This is a genomic window from Nocardia otitidiscaviarum NBRC 14405 (assembly GCF_000308635.1).
Lineage (GTDB): Bacteria > Actinomycetota > Actinomycetes > Mycobacteriales > Mycobacteriaceae > Nocardia > Nocardia otitidiscaviarum.
In genome coordinates, this window is record NZ_BAGD01000026.1 from 110,973 (window position 1) to 130,087 (window position 19,115).

General features: G+C 66.5%; 20 protein-coding genes. 11 read left to right on the plus strand and 9 right to left on the minus strand.

Annotated features, from left to right (window positions below; genetic code table 11):
* The first annotated feature begins 104 nt into the window (after positions 1–104).
* The 8 genes from ON31_RS03050 to ON31_RS03085 all read left to right on the plus strand — a co-directional run bounded on the left by ON31_RS03050 (position 105) and on the right by ON31_RS03085 (position 8,125).
* Positions 105–2,264: an acyl-CoA dehydrogenase family protein gene (locus ON31_RS03050; protein ID WP_039808993.1), complete on the plus strand. Its 2,160-nt coding sequence runs from the start codon at positions 105–107 to the stop codon at positions 2,262–2,264.
* 28 nt (positions 2,265–2,292) lie between these two features.
* The gene (locus ON31_RS03055) at positions 2,293–3,360 is read left to right on the plus strand and encodes an acyl-CoA dehydrogenase family protein (RefSeq protein WP_039808995.1); all 1,068 of its coding nucleotides are present in this window, start codon (positions 2,293–2,295) and stop codon (positions 3,358–3,360) included.
* Positions 3,345–4,514, plus strand: coding sequence for an acyl-CoA dehydrogenase family protein (locus tag ON31_RS03060; RefSeq protein ID WP_039808997.1), 1,170 nt, complete (start codon positions 3,345–3,347; stop codon positions 4,512–4,514). Before ON31_RS03055 ends, ON31_RS03060 begins: the two co-directional genes overlap by 16 nt.
* Positions 4,515–4,720: 206 nt before the next feature.
* Positions 4,721–5,662 (plus strand): bifunctional MaoC family dehydratase N-terminal/OB-fold nucleic acid binding domain-containing protein, encoded by a 942-nt coding sequence (locus ON31_RS03065; RefSeq protein WP_039808999.1) that lies wholly within the window; start codon positions 4,721–4,723, stop codon positions 5,660–5,662.
* Entirely contained in the window at positions 5,659–6,075 is a 417-nt protein-coding gene (locus ON31_RS03070) for a MaoC family dehydratase (protein ID WP_029925280.1), read from the plus strand. Before ON31_RS03065 ends, ON31_RS03070 begins: the two co-directional genes overlap by 4 nt.
* Positions 6,072–7,274, plus strand: coding sequence for a 17-hydroxy-3-oxo-4-pregnene-20-carboxyl-CoA lyase (gene ltp2, locus ON31_RS03075; protein WP_255221959.1), 1,203 nt, complete (start codon positions 6,072–6,074; stop codon positions 7,272–7,274). The genes ON31_RS03070 and ltp2 overlap by 4 nt, the downstream gene beginning before the upstream one ends.
* Positions 7,275–7,421: 147 nt before the next feature.
* On the plus strand, positions 7,422–7,685 hold the full coding sequence (locus ON31_RS03080) for a hypothetical protein (protein WP_157533572.1): 264 nt from the start codon (positions 7,422–7,424) through the stop codon (positions 7,683–7,685).
* A complete protein-coding gene (locus ON31_RS03085) occupies positions 7,682–8,125 on the plus strand; it encodes a PIN domain-containing protein (protein WP_039809004.1) in 444 nt (147 codons plus the stop codon). The genes ON31_RS03080 and ON31_RS03085 overlap by 4 nt, the downstream gene beginning before the upstream one ends.
* A gap of 39 nt (positions 8,126–8,164) precedes the next feature.
* Here ON31_RS03085 and ON31_RS36445 read toward each other — a convergent pair whose 3' ends face one another.
* From ON31_RS36445 to ON31_RS03100, 3 genes are all read right to left on the minus strand, one after another.
* Positions 8,165–8,830, minus strand: a complete 666-nt coding sequence (locus tag ON31_RS36445) for a hypothetical protein (protein WP_147287028.1) — start codon at positions 8,828–8,830, stop codon at positions 8,165–8,167.
* A 63-nt stretch (positions 8,831–8,893) separates the two neighbouring features.
* Entirely contained in the window at positions 8,894–11,491 is a 2,598-nt protein-coding gene (locus tag ON31_RS03095; protein WP_147287029.1) for a TPR repeat domain-containing protein, read from the minus strand.
* Positions 11,488–11,802 carry a hypothetical protein gene (locus tag ON31_RS03100; RefSeq protein ID WP_039809011.1) on the minus strand — a complete coding sequence of 105 codons (315 nt, stop codon included), beginning with the start codon at positions 11,800–11,802 and terminating at the stop codon, positions 11,488–11,490. Before ON31_RS03100 ends, ON31_RS03095 begins: the two co-directional genes overlap by 4 nt.
* 230 nt (positions 11,803–12,032) lie before the next feature.
* Between ON31_RS03100 and ON31_RS03105 the strand changes: the two genes are divergently transcribed.
* Positions 12,033–12,392 (plus strand): hypothetical protein, encoded by a 360-nt coding sequence (locus ON31_RS03105; protein WP_039809013.1) that lies wholly within the window; start codon positions 12,033–12,035, stop codon positions 12,390–12,392.
* A gap of 200 nt (positions 12,393–12,592) precedes the next feature.
* Complete coding sequence (locus ON31_RS03110) at positions 12,593–12,808, plus strand: hypothetical protein (RefSeq protein WP_039809015.1); 216 nt, start codon at positions 12,593–12,595, stop codon at positions 12,806–12,808.
* A gap of 95 nt (positions 12,809–12,903) precedes the next feature.
* On the opposite strand, the gene ON31_RS03115 is transcribed toward ON31_RS03110, so the two are convergent.
* Positions 12,904–13,878, minus strand: a complete 975-nt coding sequence (locus tag ON31_RS03115; protein ID WP_255221960.1) for an alpha/beta fold hydrolase — start codon at positions 13,876–13,878, stop codon at positions 12,904–12,906.
* A 63-nt stretch (positions 13,879–13,941) separates the two neighbouring features.
* Here ON31_RS03115 and ON31_RS03120 point away from each other — a divergent pair, with 63 nt between their 5' ends.
* Positions 13,942–14,889: a helix-turn-helix transcriptional regulator gene (locus tag ON31_RS03120; RefSeq protein ID WP_039809150.1), complete on the plus strand. Its 948-nt coding sequence runs from the start codon at positions 13,942–13,944 to the stop codon at positions 14,887–14,889.
* 72 nt (positions 14,890–14,961) lie between these two features.
* Here the strand turns inward: ON31_RS03120 and ON31_RS03125 are convergent, their stop codons facing one another.
* Genes ON31_RS03125 through ON31_RS03145 form a run of 5 tightly spaced genes read right to left on the minus strand, consistent with a single transcriptional unit; the run spans position 14,962 to position 19,107 of the window.
* Positions 14,962–15,393, minus strand: a complete 432-nt coding sequence (locus tag ON31_RS03125; RefSeq protein ID WP_039809016.1) for a hypothetical protein — start codon at positions 15,391–15,393, stop codon at positions 14,962–14,964.
* Positions 15,390–16,664 (minus strand): DUF58 domain-containing protein, encoded by a 1,275-nt coding sequence (locus ON31_RS03130; protein ID WP_039809018.1) that lies wholly within the window; start codon positions 16,662–16,664, stop codon positions 15,390–15,392. The genes ON31_RS03125 and ON31_RS03130 overlap by 4 nt, the downstream gene beginning before the upstream one ends.
* On the minus strand, positions 16,661–17,623 hold the full coding sequence (locus tag ON31_RS03135) for an AAA family ATPase (protein WP_039809020.1): 963 nt from the start codon (positions 17,621–17,623) through the stop codon (positions 16,661–16,663). Before ON31_RS03135 ends, ON31_RS03130 begins: the two co-directional genes overlap by 4 nt.
* 22 nt (positions 17,624–17,645) lie before the next feature.
* On the minus strand, positions 17,646–18,149 hold the full coding sequence (locus ON31_RS03140; protein ID WP_039809021.1) for a hypothetical protein: 504 nt from the start codon (positions 18,147–18,149) through the stop codon (positions 17,646–17,648).
* 40 nt (positions 18,150–18,189) lie between these two features.
* The gene (locus tag ON31_RS03145) at positions 18,190–19,107 is read right to left on the minus strand and encodes a DUF4129 domain-containing protein (protein WP_039809152.1); all 918 of its coding nucleotides are present in this window, start codon (positions 19,105–19,107) and stop codon (positions 18,190–18,192) included.
* Positions 19,108–19,115: the final 8 nt, after the last annotated feature.

The following is a 19,115-nucleotide window of genomic DNA, read 5'->3' on the forward strand; positions in this document are numbered from 1 at the left end:
TTACGAGTTCGTACCGCGCCCGGGCGACGTCTTGACTTACGCCCGGCTCGAATATTAGAACATGTTCTAGGTGTGGGAGTCACGCCGGAAAGGCGGTATGGAGTGTGACCATCGCCACCACTGACGAGCATAAAGCCGTCCAGGAGTCGATGCGCGGATGGGCCGCCGCGATGCGCCCAATTGCAACAATGCGGACCGGCGCGCCGGACTATTGGCGCGAATACTGGTCGCGCCTCGCCGATCTCGGAATATTCCGGGTCGCGGTGCCCGAGGCGACGGGCGGTGCGGGCGGAACGGTCGGAGATCTCGCCGTGCTGGTGGAACAGGCGGCGCATGATCTTGTCGGCGGTCCGGTTCTCTCCACGGCATTGGCTGGACTCGTTGCCGGGGAGACGCTCGACGAGAATACGCCGTGCGGCGTGGCTCTCGGGGGCGAAATCGAGATATCGGCCGGTGAAACGGATCTCACCCTCACCGGGGAGTGGGATGTTGTGATCGGTGCCGCACCCGGTACGGCCGTGCTGGTCCCGGTGCGTACCGGTGACCGCGGCCGATGGTGTCTGCTCGACGCCGACGCGGCGGGATTGCGGGTGGAGCCGCTGGAACCGCTCGACCACAGCACTCCTCTCGCCCGTGTCGTCTGCTCGAATGTGACCGTCGCGCCGGAAAAGATCTTCTCGCCGCGCGAGAATGTACTCGATCTGGCCGCCGTGCTGGTGGCCGCCGAAGCCGCCGGGATCGCCGGCTGGTGCCTGGAAACCGCCACCGAATACGCCAAGGTGCGTGAGCAATTCGGTAAGAAGATCGGCGAATTCCAAGCGGTCAAACACATCTGCGCGTGGATGCTGTGCCGTGCCGAGCAGATTCGCGCGGTGGCCGCCGACGCCGCCGACGCGGTCGATACCGGAAGTTCGGAACTGCCGTTGGCCGCCGCCATCGCACTGGCGGTCTCGCTGGACGCCGCGGTGGAGACCGCGAAGGACTGTATTCAGGTCCTGGGTGGAATCGGTTTCACCTGGGAGCACGACGCGCATCTGTATTTGCGGCGAGCCGTCGCGCTGCGTCAACTGCTGGGCGGTTCGGCGCGCTGGCGGGCGCGGGTGGCGGAGTTGACGCTCCAGGGGCAGCGCCGCACGGTCGGACTCGACCTGGGCGCGGATGCCGCCGTGGCGGGCGAGCCGAATTGGGAGGCCGTCGGGCTGGACGCGGAGCAGGCGGCGGTACTGGCCGCCGAGCTCTCCGGCATCGCCGCCCTGCCCGCGGCGGAACAACGAAACGCGTTGGCGGACACCGGGCTGCTGGCCTCGCACTGGCCGCGGCCGTACGGTCGCGGCGCGGGGCCGATCCTGCGCTCGCTGATCGAGGAGCAGATCCGCAAGGCCGGTATCGAACTGCCCGATATCGCCATCGCCAACTGGGCCGTCCCGACCCTGCTGCAATACGGCACGCCGGAGCAGATCGAACGATTCGCGGGTCCCACGCTGCGCGGCGAGGTGGTGTGGTGTCAGCTGTTCAGCGAACCGGAGGCCGGTTCGGACCTGGCGGCATTGCGCACGGTGGCCCGGCGGGTGGACGGCGGTTGGAAACTGCGCGGGCAGAAGGTGTGGACGTCGTTGGCGAAAGAGGCGACGTGGGGAATCTGCCTCGCGCGCACCGATCCCGCCGCACCCAAACACAAGGGCATCAGTTATTTCCTGGTGGAAATGAATAGTCCGGGCTTGGAGATTCGGCCGCTGGTGCAGATCACCGGCGAGGCGAAGTTCAGCGAGGTATTCCTCGATGATGTCTTCGTGCCGGACGAATGCTTGGTCGGGCAGCTGGGCAATGGCTGGAAGATCGCCCGCTCCACCCTCTCGGCCGAGCGGGTCGCCATGGGAGGCAAGGGAATCGGCGAGGAATTGGAGGCGCTCATCGCCGCCGCGCCGACCTCCGGGCCGGGTGCGGAATTGGTGGCCGATCGCCTGGGTGGACTTGTTTCAGAATCGGTCGCTGGAACTTTGCTGGAAGCTCGGGCGGCGCGCAAACTGCTCAGTGGCGGCGATCCCGGCCCGGAATCGAGCGTTCGCAAACTGGTCGGTGTGCGACATCGGCAGGCGGTGGCCGAATTCGCTGTCGAATTGTCGGGCGTGCCGGGCGCCCTGGAATCGGACGTGGTGAAAGAATTCCTGCTCACGCGTTGTTTGTCCATTGCGGGCGGAACCGAGCAGATTCTGTTGACCGTTGCCGGTGAACGAATTCTCGGGCTGCCTCGCGAATCGCAGTAGCCAGCCACACTCAACCGGGAGCATTGCATTGGACTTCACACGGGACGAGAGCCAGGACGCTGTCGCCGAGGTTGTCGTAAGTTTGCTGGAGCGCGAGAGCGCACGCGATATCGCGTTATGGCCCACCCTCGTCGACAGCGGGCTACTGGCTGTCGCGCTACCGGAGAAATACGGTGGCGACGGTATGGGGCTACTGGAGGTGTCGGCCCTGCTCACCGAGCTGGCCACCGACGCCGTGCAGGTGCCCGCGCTGACCACCTTGGGCTTCGGCGTGCTGCCGCTGGTCGCGGCGGGCGTGCCGGATGCGTTGGCGCAGGAGGTGTTTCCCGCGGTGGCCGAGGGCGCGGTCATCACGGCGGCACTGAACGAGCCGGGCGCGCCGTTCACGGTGAAGCCGGAGACCACCGCGGTCTCCGACGGGACCACCGTGCGCGTCTCCGGGCGCAAGGTGGCGGTGCCCTACGCCGACACCGCGCGCTGGATCCTGATCCCCACCGACAACGGCATCGCGGTGGTGGACGGGGACGCGGCAGGGCTGACCCGCACCGCCAACCCCACCTCCGACGGCGTACCGGAATTCACCCTCGTCCTCGACGACGTGGCGATACCGGCCGAGCGGCTGCTGCCAGGCGGACTCGCCGAACTGCACCGCTGTGCGCTGGCGTGCCTCGGATCGGTGGCCGACGGTCTGCTCAAAGGGGTGATCGCGCTGACCGCCGAACACGTGCGCACCCGCCAGCAGTTCGGCCGTCCGCTGGCCGAATTCCAGGCGGTGGCACAGCAGATCGCGGACGTGTACGTGGTCTCGCGCACCCTGCACGCGGCCGCCGTCTCGGCGAATTGGGCGTTGGCGCAACCAAGCGATTCCGCCGAGCACAACGAACGTACCGATGACGACCTCGACGTGCTGGCCTACACGGTGGCCGCGGAACTGCCCGCGGCCCTGCAGAAGTGTCACCACCTGCACGGTGGCATCGGCGTCGATGTGACTCACCCGCTGCACCGCTACTACTCACAGGCCAAGGACATTGCCCGCTGGCTCGGCGGCGAATCCTTCCGGCTGGACCGACTGGGAGCCAGATGTACATCGAACTGACCGCCGAACAGCGGCGGTTGCGCGACGATCTACGTTCGTACTTCACCGGTCTCGTGACTCCCGAAGAGGAGGCCGAGATGCTGGTGAACCGGCACGGCGACGCCTACCGCGCGGTGGTGCGTCGAATGGGCTCCGACGGCTGGCTCGGTGTGGGCTGGCCGAAGGAGTTCGGCGGCCAGGGCTTCGGGCCGCTGGAACAGCAGATCTTCTACAACGAAGCCGTGCGCGCGGACGTGCCGGTGCCGCTGGTCACCCTGTTGACCGTCGGCCCGGCACTGCAAACCTTCGGCACCGAGGAGCAGAAGCGCAAGTTCCTGCCCGGAATCCTCTCCGGTGACATTCATTTCGCCATCGGCTACTCGGAGCCGGAGGCGGGCACCGACCTCGCCGCGCTGCGCACCAGCGCGGTGCGCGATGCCGACGGCGACTGGATCGTCAACGGGCAGAAGATCTTCACCACCGGTGCGCACGAGGCCGACTACATCTGGCTGGCGGCGCGCACCGGCACGGTGGAGTCCCGCCACCGCGGCATCACGATCCTGATCGTGGACACCACCGATCCCGGCTACTCGTGGACGCCCATCATCACCTGCGACGGCGCGCACCACACCAACGCCACCTACTTCGACAATGTGCGCGTGCCCGCGTCCATGACCGTCGGCGACGAGAACGGCGGCTGGAAGCTCATCACCACCCAGCTCAATCACGAGCGGGTGAGCCTGGGCCCGTCCGGCAAGATCGAACAGCTCTACGACCGGGTGCGGGAGTGGGCGCGGACGCAGGGTGTGCTCGGCGAGCCCGACGTCCGGCGCGCCCTGGGCCGCCTGCACGCCATGGTGCGGCTGAACGAACTGCTGAACTGGCAGGTGGCGTCCAATATGGAACGCTCCGACGCCGATCCGCGCGATGTCATCGCCGACGCCTCCGCCACCAAGGTGTACTCCACCGAGGCGCTGCAGGAGGCGGGTCGCCTGGCGGAGGAGATCGTCGGCCGCTTCGGCGATCCCGCCGAACTCGCCACCGCCGACCTGCTGACCTGGCTGGACCGGCGCACCAAGCAGAACCTGGTGGTGACCTTCGGCGGCGGCGTGAACGAAGTAATGCGCGAGCTGATCGCCCAGATGGGCCTGCGACTACCTCGCGTCCCCCGGTAGGAGTCGAGGTGTCCGGAGCCGTCGCGGTCGTCTCGAAGTCATGCGCGCTGTGTCCGATGGCCCAGATGGGCCCGCGACTGCCTCGCGTCCCCCGATAGGAGTCGAGGTGTCCGGAGCCGTCGCGGTCGTCTCGAAGTCATGCGCGCTGTGTCCGATGGCCCAGATGGGCCCGCGACTGCCTCGCGTCCCCCGATAGGAGTTCCCCAGTGTCACAGAGCTTCACGGCCGACGATATCGTCGCGGCCGCCGAGAAGATCAAGGCGGCGGGACAGTCCGCGCCGCGTCTGGCCCGTGATCCGGTGAACCAGCCGATGATCAACAACTGGGTGGAGGCCATCGGCGACACCAACCCGATCTACGTGGATGTGGAGGCCGCGCGGGCGGCCGGGCATCCCGACGTGGTCGCGCCGCCCGCCATGGCGCAGGTGTGGACCATGCTGGGCCTGAACGGGGTCCGGCCCGCCGACGATCCCATGAACGCCACCAACGACCTGCTGGACGCGGCCGGGTACACCTCGGTGGTCGGCACCAACTGCGAGCAGATCTACCACCGGTACCTGCGGGTCGGCGAACAGGTGAACGTGCGCAGCGCACTGGATTCGCTGGTGGGGCCCAAGCGCACCGGGCTGGGGGAGGGGTGGTTCGCCACCTACCGCACCAGCTGGTACGTGGGCGACGAACTGGTCACCGAAATGCTGTTCCGCATCCTCAAATTCGCGCCGGGAGCGGCGAAACCCGATCCGGCCGAAGACCTCGCGAAGCGGGTGCGGCCCACCGTCTCCAAGGACACCGAATTCTTCTGGGAGGGAACCAAGCTCGGGGAGCTGCGCATCCAGCGTCGCCCCGACGGCACCCTCCAGCATCCGCCGGTTCCGGCGCTGTGGAAGGACAAGACGGAGCAGACCGACTATGTGGTGGCCTCCGGGCGCGGCACCGTGTTCAGCTTCGTCGTACATCACGCGCCGAAGGTGCCCGGCCGCACGCTGCCGTACGTGGTGGCGCTGGTCGAACTGGAGGAGGGGGTGCGGATGCTGGGTGAGCTGCGCGGTATCGACCCCGCCGAGGTCGAGGTGGGGTTGCCGGTCGAGGTCGGCTTCGAGGCGCTCGACGATGACAACACCGTGCCGTACTGGAAGGCTGTGCGATGACCGCTCTGGAGCCCGCCACCGTGCGGGTCGGAACCACGCTGCCCGAGTTGGTGATTCACGCCGACCCGACCTTCGTGATCAGCTCGGCGCTGGCCACCCGGGATTTCCAGGACGTGCATCACGATCGCGACAAGGCGGTCGAGCGCGGTTCCAAGGACATCTTCGTCAATATCCTCACCGACACCGGCCTGGTGCAGCGTTTCGTCACAGACTGGGCCGGGCCGCGCGCCATCGTGAAGTCGATCGCGCTGCGGCTGGGCGTACCGCTGTACGCGAACGACACCCTGACCCTGACCGGCACCGTCACCGCCGTCGAAGGCGATGAGATCACCATCGAGGTCGTCGGCCGCGACAGCCTCGGCGACCACATCACGGCCAAGGCCGTCATCTCGCTGCAGGAGGCAGTCAAGTGACCACAGCAAGCGGTGGTCGGCCGACCGGCGGACTGAGCGGCCGCGCGGCCATCGTCGGCATCGGCGCGACGGATTTCTCCAAGGATTCCGGGCGCAGTGAACTGCGCCTGGCCGCCGAGGCGGTCACCGCCGCGCTCGCGGACGCCGGGCTGACCCCGGCGGACGTGGACGGCCTGACCACCTTCACCATGGACACCAACACCCAGGCCGCCGTGGCGCGCGCCACCGGCATCCCGAGCCTGAAGTTCTTCAGCAACATTCCCTTCGGCGGCGGCGCGGCCGCGGCCACCGTGCAGCAGGCCGCCATGGCGGTGGCGACCGGTGTCGCGGATGTGGTGGTGGCCTACCGCGCGTTCAACGAGCGCTCCGGAAATCGCTTCGGCCAGTTCGCCACCCACCTGGCCACCGGCAACCCGTCCTCCTCGGGTGTGGACAACGCCTTCTCCTACACCCACGGCCTCGGCACCCCCGCCGCCCAGGTGGCGATGGTGGCCCGCCGCTATATGCACGTCTACGGCGCGACCAGCGCGGACTTCGGCCGTGTCGCCGTCGCCGACCGCAAACACGCGGCCGTCAACCCCGCCGCCCACTTCTACGGCAAGCCGATCACCCTGGAGGACCACCAGTCCTCCCGCTGGATCGCCGAACCCCTGCACCTGCTGGACTGCTGCCAGGAAACCGACGGCGGCGTAGCCCTGGTCGTCACCAGCGCCGAGCGCGCCCGCGACCTCCCCAACAAACCCGCCGTAATCCTCGGCGCCGCACAGGGTTCCGGCGCCGACCAGTACGTCATGACCAGCTACTACCGCGACGCCCTCACCGGCCTCCCCGAAATGGGCCTGGTAGGCGACCAACTCTGGTCCCAGAGCGGCCTCACCCCCGCCGACATGCAAGCCGCCATCCTCTACGACCACTTCACCCCCTTCGTCCTCATGCAACTCGAGGAACTCGGCTTCTGCCCCCGCGGCGAAGCCAAGGACTTCATCGCCGACGGAGCCATAGAACTGGGCGGCCGCCTCCCCCTCAACACCCACGGCGGCCAACTCGGCGAGGCCTACATCCACGGCATGAACGGCATCGCCGAGGGCGTCCGCCAAATCCGCGGCACCTCCGTGAACCAGGTCGACGGCCTGGAGAACATCATCGTCACCGCGGGCACCGGCGTACCGACATCGGGCCTGATCCTCAGCACAAACTGACCGCTCCGGACGCACCCGTGCGCCGGGGGCGCAACCGCCTACCCCTGACGCACCGGCCGGTTGGCACGCGGGCGTTTGACAACGGCCAGATGCGCGGTGACGTAGCGGCCACGTGTGCAGCAGTCGTGTGGCCGTAGGCGGGTCGGCGTGTTGTCTATGCCGCTGACGAGTATTTCCGCCGATGCCTGGTATCTCGGATGGTATTTTTCTGGTATGGCTTGGACCATGCGCCGAGGCGCAAGTCGAGTCCGAAGGGCGCTCCAGCAGGAGATCACCAGGGATGCGGTCCGGGAGTACCTCATGCGGCATCGTCGATGGACGGAACCGCTGGTCGGCGACGAGTATACGTTCGACATGGGTGGTCCGATCGGCAAGGACGACATCCAGGATGCGATGAACCGGCCCGCATGATCGTCGTCGCCGGCACCTCGGGTCTGCTGGCACTGTTCAACCGCTCCGACCCGGAGCATTTCGCGGTACGGCGGGCGGCGGACGTCGCGAGTGCGCTGGTGGTGAGCCCGCTCGCGCTGACCGAGGTGCATCATGTGGCGAGCGCCCGCGTCGGCCGCAAGGTTGCCGATGCGATTTTGGGCAAGCTGGCCGATCGAATCGCCGCCACGCGCATCGTGCTCGGGGAAATCGTTGCCGCACAGTTGCATTCGGCCCTGGAGGTCCGCACCGCGTACCACGACCTCAACCTCGATATCGTCGACGCGACCTGCGTGGTGCTGGCCGACCACTTCGACACCGATCTGATTCTGACTCTGGACCGCAGGGATTTTCGCGTGATCAGGCCATTGCGCCGATACGCGGCATTCCAGATCCTGCCCGACGACTTCGTCGGGGGATAGTGACGCAAACAGCCGCACCGCTGGTGATCGGCCGAAGGACTATTTTTCGGCGGGGAGGCGTTCGGGTGGCTCCTGAATGTAGGGGTCGGGTCTGAACGGTTCGCATGTTTGCCGGGCCAAGTCGTTCTGCTGGCCAGGAAGTTCGGCGAACTCTTCGGTGGACTGGTCTACTACCAGCGGTCGTGGTGTCGAAGCCTTCTGCCCGCTGGCGGATGCCTCGGTGGTCATGGCGACGGTGTATCGGATGGGGGAATAGGATTCGGTGGGATTGCTCAACCTCAGTTCGCCGTCGTCGCCCATCTCGTAAACGCCGGGTGTGTTGAAGCGGCAGATGGTAACGACCCATTGGGTGTCGTCTTGCTGCGCGATGTCGACGGCTCGGTATGTTGCGCCCCCAGTCTCTGGGACGAGACCTCCTGGTATGCCGATATAGGGTCGACCTTCTTTGGTTACCTTGTCGTAGATCTCCGACAAATAGGACTCGTCTTCGCTGACGATGTAGTTGGTGATAGCCAGTCGAACACTGAGGGCAACCGCCGCCGCGTCCGCCTCTGCTTCATTGGCTGGGACTGCGATGTTCGACCTGAACTGCGGCGATGGATAGGGAAATGCTGCTGCCTGCGATTGCGACGTCTCGACCGTGCTCGTAACCGTTGCGGCGGGTGGCGAGCCAGTCGAGCACGCCGTCACCATGGCTGCGATCAACGTCGGAAGGGCGACGCCAGTGAGAGTTCTGAAACTCGGTTTCAAGTGTATTCACCACTTAATCTAGGGTTTCTGCTGACCTGTTCGGATAACCTCTAGGCTGGACCCATCCACGCCTACCCCCATGACGGTCTCCATGCCGTGAACCAGGCGATAGAAGGTGTTCAGGTCCGTGAATCCTTGCCCATTGAGGTAGTCCCAGAACTGTATCTTCTTCTCATCATTCACCGGGTTGTTCAAATCTATCGGCGTATTCGTAGCCGGGTCGATGAATTGCTGATCGAGTCGCCCGTTATCGAACGCGGATTGCATTATTGCCCGCTCGAAGTCCCTATATGCCTGGTCGTTCAGTTTAGACTCGCTGGGATACTGGACTGCCAGCTTATCTGGTTTGTCGATGTAGTCCTTTATGAGCGCGTCGACGCCCGCGTTGACAAGGAGCTTACCATTGGAGTTCACAGTGTCGATGGTGAACTTCTCTCCATCGGTCAGGTCTCTACCGATCATCCCGGGTAGCTTCTCGGTCAAGGCAAATTTGGCTGCATCCCCTGCATTGCCAACCAGAATATCTCCGATAATGTTCGCTGCCGCGAGCTTCCGGTCGTAGATCTCCTGTTGTTTATCGTTGTACTTGCTGATATTCTGCTCATCCTGATAGGTGAGCGCATTGGCTGCGGCATTCGTGATCCGGCTGTCCAGGCCAGCGAGTTGCTCGATATGAGGTCGCAGGTATTCTCCTGGCGACTGGTCGGTCTGGGAGAATGCGGCGTTCAACATCCTGGCCTCGTAGGCTTGGCGGCCCACCTCGAGCGTCAGGCGGCCCTCCTCGGACTGGCTGGCCAAGTACAACATTCGGTTGGCGCTGATGGATTCCAGTTGCGCCTCTCCGTAATCGGCGAGGTAGGCATTCCGGGGATTGCCGGCGGAGTCGATATAGGCGTCGATATTCGAACCCATCACATTCGCGAGTGCCCGGGACAGTTCCGGGTTGTCGGCGAATCCCTTCTCAGTCCGCTCGAATTCGCTCACGTCGAGACCGCCGGGGCGGTTCACCTGTGGCTGATCACCGCTGGGCTCGTACTCCTCGCGTGGTGCGAACAGATCGGGCAGGTGGGTAAGGGCCTCCCGGGCGCGCAGCGCTTGTTCGGTCGGCTGTCCGTCCGGGCCGACCTCGTGGGATTCGGTGCCGATCCAGTTGATCATCCGGCCGGCGGCCGTCCCGTCGTCCTCCCAGTCGCGCTGGAATATCCCGCGGATCACGTCCGGCTCGTACGGTTTGTAGCTCTGCCCCGGAACGTCCTTGCCGAACAGTTCCTCACTGCCGTTTCCGGTCAGCACCGCATAACTCGACTCGTGGTTGCGGGCACCGACCGACAACAGATCCTGGGCGGCCTGCTCCGTATTCGCCTTCCATTCCGCATCACCGGTGACAGGATTGATCTGCCACTGCCCATATTTCTGTTCGAAGGCGTCGTTATCGACCAACCATGCCTGGTGCGCGGCCTGACGGTCCAGTTCGACGCCGAGTCGCTCACCGGGGATAAAGCTCTCATCGGATGCTGCGAGGAACGATCCGAATCGAGCGACATCGTTGGAGTACTCGACGACCCGCGAGCTTTCCATCCAGCCCATCGGTCCCGCGCGATAGTCGTCGGGCACGTCCGAGGTGTTGCCGTCGGGGCCTGCGAGCAAGTTGTTGGGCCGGGTTCCCACGAACTCGCGGATTTCGGGGTGGAGTTGGTCCCAGCCACCAGTACCGGTGACGTTGCCGTTCTCGTCACGGGCGACGACGTTCTCGTTGGAGAGGGTCAGCAATCCGTTCGCGAGGTCTTCGCGAAGTGCCAGCGCCTCGGGTGATCCGTTCTTCTCCAAGCGGTCGGCGAGGTCGAGGAGACCGTCGCGTCCGGCTTCGTCATACAGGTTCTGCAAGTAGTCGAGTGTGGGCTGAGGAACGGTGACTTCCTCGCCGTTCGCGATGGCGGCGAGCTGCTCCGGGGTCAGTTCCAGTGCGGCGATTCGAGCGCCGATGCGGGCGGTCTCCTCATCGGATAGTCGGCCGTCGGCAATGGTCGCGCCGTCTTCCTGTCCTTGAGTTCGGCGGTCAGGGGCGTCCGGGAGCTCCTTGAAGGCGTTGGTGATGCTGTTGGCGACGGTGTCGGCAGCGGTCCCGGCAGCGGCCAGTCGTTTCTTCAGTTCGGTCCCGTAGTCACTGGCTTGGCGTTCGAGGGCGGCGATTTTGGTGGTGACGTCCTCGCTGCTGGGTTTCACCCCGTTGACCTCGGCGCTGGCGGCGAGGATCTGGCTGTCGCTGACGGCTACTTCACCGGTCTCCCGCCACTCGTATCCGGCGTCTTGGATTGTCTGCACCTGGTCGGCGACGGATTGCTTGGCGGTGCTGACGGTTGCGAGGTTATCGGCGATGGCGGTACCGGCCGCGGTGATCGCGGTACCGATCTTGTCGCCGTTTGTGGTGAGGGTGGTGCCGCGGTCGCGGAGGGAGGTGCCGAACTTGCCGCCGATCGCGGTGTCCGAGCCCTTTATTCCGTTGGTGGCATTGCCGAGTTGAGTGCGGAACCCCTCGGCCTGCTGGGTCCAGAACGTGGCTTGTCCCGCAAGTGCTTCGAGATCCCAGGATAGGACCTGTGACACGGTCGGACTCACCGCCCACCACCCGCCTGCTGGATTCTGGTGGCGGAGGCGGCATCCTGACCGAACTGCGTGACGATGCCGTTATTCGTGAGAGTGGCCACGAAACGAAGCTCTTCGGACGCTGCCTGAATAACTGCAACGGCTTTGGACTCGCCCGAGACACAGGCCGCATTGACGCTGGTGCCCGCGAGCAGCTCGGTGGTCGCCAACGCCCGGTTCGATTGGCCATCGGCTATTCCATCGAGACCGCCGGCAGCGGTGTCGAGCGTTGACACCACCGTGCGTGCGCCCTCTTTATCGAGGAAAACGAGATCATCGGCCACCAGGCACCCCCCGGGTTCGTTCGTTCCGAGCTGCAACGTTAGCCGATGAAACGGTGACCGTCAGCGCACACCCCAGCTGCCCACACCACCGAAACGTGCCGGGTATCACGCCGCGTACGCCCGGCGGAGGTCTGCCCTGCCCCAGGTGTAAGGTCGTCGGCCAGCAGCGTCTTGTGTGAAGGGGCATGATGTACTCACCACAATCCGGCGCGGATACATTGCGCGCCAGGATGAGTCGGCTCGCCGACGCCCAGAACTCCAGCCACGCCACATTGTCGGCGGCCGGGATCACCGTCGACGTCAAAGCCAGCGGTGAGGTCATCGGCATTCACTTGGCCTTCGACATTCACCAGGTCCCGGATTTCACCCGCTTGGGACAGGTGATCACCACATTGATCAACCGAGCACGAACCCAAGCGCAGCAGGAGATCACCCAACTTGTTCGTGAGGTACGGTCCGATCAGCGGATGGTGACCGTGCTCGAGAACGCCTTCGACGCCCCCGAGCGTGACCGCGCCGCCTCTTCCCCTACGGAGGCATGGGATGACGAATATTGGGAGCGACAGAAGTCGCCGTTCGCGCCGGAATGATCCTCAGCACGAACTGAACCACCCCGAAGCGTCGCTGCGTCTCGAGGTTCGGTAGCGCTGCTCATCCTCACGATGGACAACGCTGTGGCTCCTCAGGATTCCGCGGGCAGTCCGGCGGCATGGCGCATGGCCGCCTGGCCACGCAGCGAAGGGTGCGCAGACAGACGTAGCCCGCTGGTTCGGACGTAGGGTGAGAGCTCATGGAGTCGGACAGCAACCTGGAGAACTTACGGTCAGCGCTCTCATGTGTCTTCGAAAAACTCGGTGCGGAAAGCCTCACCGAGCCCGACCGGGTCGAGTTGGTGATGCGCGCCGAGATTGTTCAGGATCAGATCGACGCGATCCAGGACGCCGTCGGCGAAGAGTACGTGCGGACTGCGACACTGCCGGAGCCCTCAGGTGATCGGTTGTTCTGAAGCGCCGCGGGGCAAACGGGATTCACTGGTGGGAGAGCGCAGCGCCACCTGCTCGGCGGTCGACATTTCGGCCGGAGAGCTTCAGATGGAGTGGGTTATCGCGGTCGGGGAAGAGCTGGGCTAGCGCTGGCGGTATCCGTCAACCACTGGACGATCGCCTGGTTCGTTTCTTCCGGCCTTTCTTGCTGGATCCAATGGCCGCAGTCCAGATTGACGATTTCGACGTTGGGGACGAACTCCGACAGTTTGTCCGCCTTCTGGACCGGGTCGCGGTCGCCGTAGATCATGAGCGTGGGTTGTCGGATGATCGGGTTCGCGTCCGCCAGCAGGTGCCAGTTGCGGTCGAGATTTCGGTACCAATTGATGCTGCCTGTGAAACCTGAGGTTTCGAAGGCGGAGGTGAAGACGGCCAGTTCGCTGTCGCTCAGCAGGGGTTCTCCCCGTGGGGTTTCCGCGTTGGCGAGGTTGATCATCAGCATTCCCGGCTCCGGCGCTTCGAGTGGCACGTTCTTGCGGTAGAGGTTGCGGAGGAAGCGGGACGTGTTGGCCTCCAGTGCGGCGTCCGCGACGCCTGGCTGTCGATTGAAGTGCACGAAATAGAAGTCACCTCCGAGGATTTCCGCCATGGACTCGATCCAGGGCCGTTCGCCGCGCTCCTGGTAGGGCAGGCTCAGATTTATCACCCTGTTCACGCGGTGTGGATGCAGCAGGGTCAGGCCCCAGACGACCATCGCGCCCCAATCGTGGCCGACGAAGGTGGCGTCCTCGTATCCGTAGTGATCGAGTAGGGCGACGAGATCACCCGACAGGTGTTCGATGTCGTAGTCCGTTACCTCGGTCGGGCAGGACGAGTTGCCGTAACCCCGCTGGTTCGGGACGACGACGTGGTAGCCCGCGGCGGCGAGGGCGGGCATCTGACGTCGCCACGAGAAGGCATGTTCGGGCCAGCCGTGACAGAGCACTATGGGGTTTCCCGCATTCTCCCGGCCTGCTTCGAAGACTTCGAGTTCCACTCCGTTGACCGGAATGAGGGTGGGCTCGGGAAAATCGGTCGGATAGGTCATGGTCATGTCGCCATCTTGCGGAGCGAAACCGGTCATCTCATGACCGGTTTCTGTGAAATTCTTGCCGATGTGCGAACAGACCGACTGGTGGCCACCCTCCTGCTCCTGCAACAGCGCAAACAGGTGACGGCGGCGGAGGTCGCACGCGAGCTGGAGGTCTCCGAGCGCACCGCCCGCCGCGACCTCGACGCCCTGGCCATGGCCGGGGTGCCGGTCTACTCCACCCAGGGCCGCGGTGGCGGCTGGCGGCTCGTGGGCGGCGCCCGCACCGACCTGTCCGGTTTGACCGCGAGTGAGGCCCGCGCCCTGTTCCTGGTCGCCGGTCCGGCCTCCGCCGGGACGCCAGCCGTGAAAACGGCCCTGCGCAAGCTCGTCCATGCCCTGCCGGAGCCCTTCCGGGTGCAGGCCGAGGCGGCGGCGTCGTCCGTTGTCGTGGATCCGCAACCATGGGGGTCGAGCAGGGTCGAGCACCGGCCACCCCGCTTCCTCGACGAACTCCAGGACGCGGTGATCCGAGGCATCCAGCTGCGGCTCGGCTACGTCGACAGCACCGGAGCGGAAACCGAGCGAACCGTCCACCCGTTGGGTGTCGTCGCCAAGGGCCCCTCCTGGTACCTCGTCGCCAACACCGAAGCCGGTCGGCGCACCTTCCGAATCGACCGCGTCTCATCCGCCGTTCCGACCGACGATCCCGTGCACCGACCCGACGACTTCGACCTCGCCGAGAGCTGGCGCGAAATCGCCGACGAGGTCGACCGCGAACGAACCCCCCTCGAAATCCAGGCGGTCTGCGTGCCCCACGGCATCGACATCCTCCGGCGGGCGTTCGGCGGTCGGCTCGACGTGGGCGGCCCCACCACCGACGGCCACATCGAGGTCGTGATCCGCGGCCACAACGAATCCATGCTGGCCGGTGAACTTTCCGGACTGGTCGAATGGCTCGAGGTGACCGGCTCTCCGGGCGTGCGCCACCACTTGGCCGCGATCGGCCACGCGCTCGTCGAGAGATACGCCTGAGATCCATGGGCGTGCCGTAGCCGGTGGTGCCGAATCGTGGCTCGCGAGCTACTCCCGTGACCTCGACGGCATTCAGTCCGCCGGGCGGCGGTCGGCCAGGCCCTGGATGAGCCAGGCGTAGAGGAGGATCACCACTATCGGGGCGGCGATGGGGGCCCAGGCCAGGTGGATCGGTAGCAGGGCGGCGGCTCCGGCGGCGAGGGTGAAGACGATGGCGCCGGCTACCGAGGGGATGGTGGTGGGGACTACTCCGAGGGGGGCGGAGACGGTGGCGGTGTTGAGGAGGTAGGTGGTGGCTACCAGGCCGATGGCTCCGGCTTCGACCGCGCCGGTGTCGAGCCAGGCGACGACGGCGAGGGCGGCCAGGACGGCGGCGACGGCGAGGACGCGCCAGCGCCAGCCCGCGACGACGAGGGCGAGAACCGGGAGGGCCGTCCAGGGTTCGAGGAGGCCGACGGCGGTGGTGAGGAGCAGGCCGGACAGGACGGCGAGGAATCTGGTCATCGGCGCACCCGGACGGTCCGGCGGTGTTCGGGGATGAGGCGCATGACCTGGTCGAGGCGGGTGCCTTCGGGCCAGGCGACGATGTCGACGCCGACGGTGCCCATATCGCGGTACATGGAGGCGCGTTCCAACTGCCACATGCGGGCCAGGGTGTGGTCGAGGCCGTCGGCGAAGGGTGCGCCGCGCAGCACGTCCACCACCACGACGACGTGCCCGCGTTTGCGCAGATCGATGAGTGCCAAGGCGAATTGGGTGTCCAGCAGGGTGGAGAAGGCCACCACGATCGCGCCGATCGGCACGGCGGTGTGCGGGGCGAGGGTGCCGGAGGTGGGGATGTGTTCCTCACCGACGTCCAGGACGGCGTCGACGATGCGGTAGAACTGGCGGCGGCCGATATCGGGTCGCAGCCAGCGCGGCGACTTGCCGAGGCAGACCACGGCCGTGCGGTCACCGGCCTGCAGCGCCGACTGCGCCACCTGTGCCGCGCCGCGCACGGACAGCTCCAGCGAATCCGACGCCGGGCCGGGCGCCTGTAGTGAGGTGTCCACCAGCACAACCACATCCGCGGCCCGGTTGGTGAAGCGTTCGGTGACGAACAGCCGTCCGCGGCGCGCGCTCACCGGCCAGTTCACCGTGCGCAGCTGATCGCCCGGTGCGTACGCGCGCACATCGGCGAATTCCACGCCCGGCCCGTGCCGCCGGGTGAGATGGGTGCCGATGCGTTCGGGTAATTCGGTGCGGGGCAACCGCATTCGCTGCGGATCGGCGATCGGGTACACGAAGACCTCCCCGGCGGGCAGCCGCACCGACGCCACCGCCAGCCCGGCCGGGCTCAGTGCCGACACTCGGATGGGCACCGGAAAACGTCCCCAGCGTGGCGACGACAGCGCCAAACGCAGTCCGGCAGGTGCGGTTCCGGAGTCGACCGCCTCCTCCACGCGCATCTCCATGCCCGGAATCGGCTCCGGATGCAGCCGCAGCAGCGCATGCCCGGACTCCACGAATGTCGCGACCGCCAGGGTCACTTCCTCGGTTTCGAAGCAGCGCAGGATTCCGGCCCCGTCCACTTGGATGCGGGTGCGCGACTGTTGCAGCGGCGCGGTCGCCAGCACTCCGAGCATGGGGGCGGCGAAGACGACCAGCTGCCATTTGCCCAGCACGATGGCCAGCACCAGCGCGGGTGCGGAGGCCACGGCCAGCATGTACACCAGCGGCGCGGGCCGCCACCGCAATTCGGCCTCGGTGGCGGTGCTGGTGTCGCGGTGCCTCATGTCGTGGTGGCGCGCGGCACCGGCAGCCGTCGCAGCAGTTCGGCGATCACGTCCTCGCCCCGGATGCGGCGCACCCACATCTCGGGGCGCAGTGTGATGCGGTGGGCCATGGCCGGAATGGCGAGGGCTTTCACATCCTCGGGGACCACGAAGTCGCGGCCGTTCAGCAGCGCCCGCGCCCGCGACATCTGCACCAGGTCCAGTTCCGCGCGCGGGCTCGCGCCCACCTCCACCTGTGGATGGCCGCGGGTGGCCGACGCCAGCGATACCACGTAGCCGACCACGTCGGGGTGCACGCTCACGAACTCGACGGACTGCCGCATCTCCAGCAGGCCCTCGGCATCCACCACCTGCCCCACCTGGGTCGGGGCGGAACCGCGTTCGAGCCGCCGCCGGATCATCTGCGTCTCGTCCTGTTCGGACAGGTAGCCCAGGCGCAGTTGCATGGCGAAGCGATCGAGCTGGGCCTCGGGCAGCGGATAGGTGCCCTCGTACTCGATCGGGTTGTCGGTGGCCATGACGACGAAGGGCTGTGGCAGCGGGAAGGTTTCCCCGTCGATGGAGACCTGCCCCTCGGCCATGGCCTCCAGCAGCGCGGCCTGGGTCTTGGGCGGGGTGCGGTTCACCTCGTCGGCGAGCAGCATATTGGTGAACACCGGCCCGCGCCGGAAGCTGAAACGGCCCGAATGCATGTCGTAGATGGTGGAGCCGATGAGGTCGGCGGGCAGTAGGTCGGGGGTGAACTGCACGCGGGTGAAGTTCAGGCCCAGCGCGGCGGCGAAGGAGCGCGCGATGAGGGTTTTGCCCAGGCCGGGCAGGTCCTCGATGAGCACGTGCCCGCCGGACAGCACCGCGATCATGATCAGCTGCAGTTCTTCGCGTTTGCCGACCACCACCCGGGACAGTTCCCGCAGCACCGCGTCGGTGCGCTTGATGGTGATGTCCATCGGTGAGGTCATAGTTCTTCTCGCATCTCGGGTGTCACATGTTCTGGAGGCGGCGCAGGATCTCGTCCAGCGCCGCGCGGCCCGGTGCGCGGGTGGTCTGGTCGCGCAGTGCGGAATTGGCCGGGTCCACCCAGCGCCACAGTTCCGGACCGAACTGCAGCACCCCGGCCGCTTCGGCGGCCCGCCGGTTCTTGGTGTGGCGGTGGCCGCTGGAGAGTTCGAATTCCTTGGCCAGCAGCGGTCGTAGGTGGCGGTCCCAGTCGGCGCGGGTGCCCTCGGAGCGTTCGGCCAGCATCTGTGCCCGCGCCTGCCAGCGGCGCAGCATCTCGGCCGGGCCGTTGTCCACCTCGTTGTCGGCCAGGTCGTCGCGTTCGATGCGGCGGGCCCGCTCCACCAGCGACCAGATGAGCAGCGCCAACGCCCCGGCCACCGGAACGGCGGCGAGCATCAGCAGGGTTTCCCGCTGATTGCCGAAGGCGAGCACCTCGAACAGGGCCACCAGCAGCAGCGCGCCGATCACCACGGTCGTTCGGTTCATATCCGGACCCCCATCCAGACATGTGGCGCAGCAAGAATTTTCATACTTTTTGCCCCTGCAGATCCTGCAATACGATACGCAGCAGCTGCTCGGCCCGCATCCGCTGCCACTCCAACATCGAATGCGGGCTGAACCGGGCCTCCTCGAACAGAGCCACCAGCTCCCGCGCGGACGCGTCGTGCAGCACACCGCGTTCGAAGGCCCGCGCCAACACCTCGGACGGGGTGTCCGAGACCAGCGGGGCCACCTCGCGCGCCTGCGCCAGACCCCGTTCCATGGCCACGTAGCAGGCGATGATGGCGGTGCGCGGATCCTGGCCGGGCGCGATCATGGCCGCCAGGCCCATCTCGGCCACCTTGGCCAGCGAGACCATTTCGCGGCCCGTCTCCGGTGTGGGCGGCGTGGTGTGCGCCATCGGCCTGCGCCGCGAGCCCACCGCGACCACCACCAGACCGGCCATGGCCACCGCCACCAGCGCTACCGCTCCGGCTCCCACCAGCATGAGCGCGGTACCGGAGAGCCGGGGTGCGGTGCCGGGGTCGGGGGGCGTGGTATCCGGTACCGCGGTGGCGGTGTCCGAGGCGGTCGGGGCCGTGCGCTTCTCCGTCGGTTCGTCACGTGCGGGGCCGGCCAGGAGTACCGAGACCACCGCGGTGAGCAGTAGGGCGAGGGCGGCCAGTCCGATCAGGATCAGCAGTCCGAGCCGGTTGAGCCGCCAGTGTTCGCCGCCGGAGTCCCGATCGGGTTCCGGCATGGCCAGCGGCAGCCGATGCTGGCTGTTGATGACGCCCGCGAGCAGGATCACCATCGAGACCAGCAGCAGGACCGGCATGAGGGCCACCGCCACCACCGGGGGTGTGTGCGGTGCGCGGGGGCCGCCGGTGCCGGGGATATGGCCGCGCAGGGCGAGGACGGCCAGCACCAGGAGCGCGATCAGTCCGATCGCGCGCGATGCCACGGCTCGCA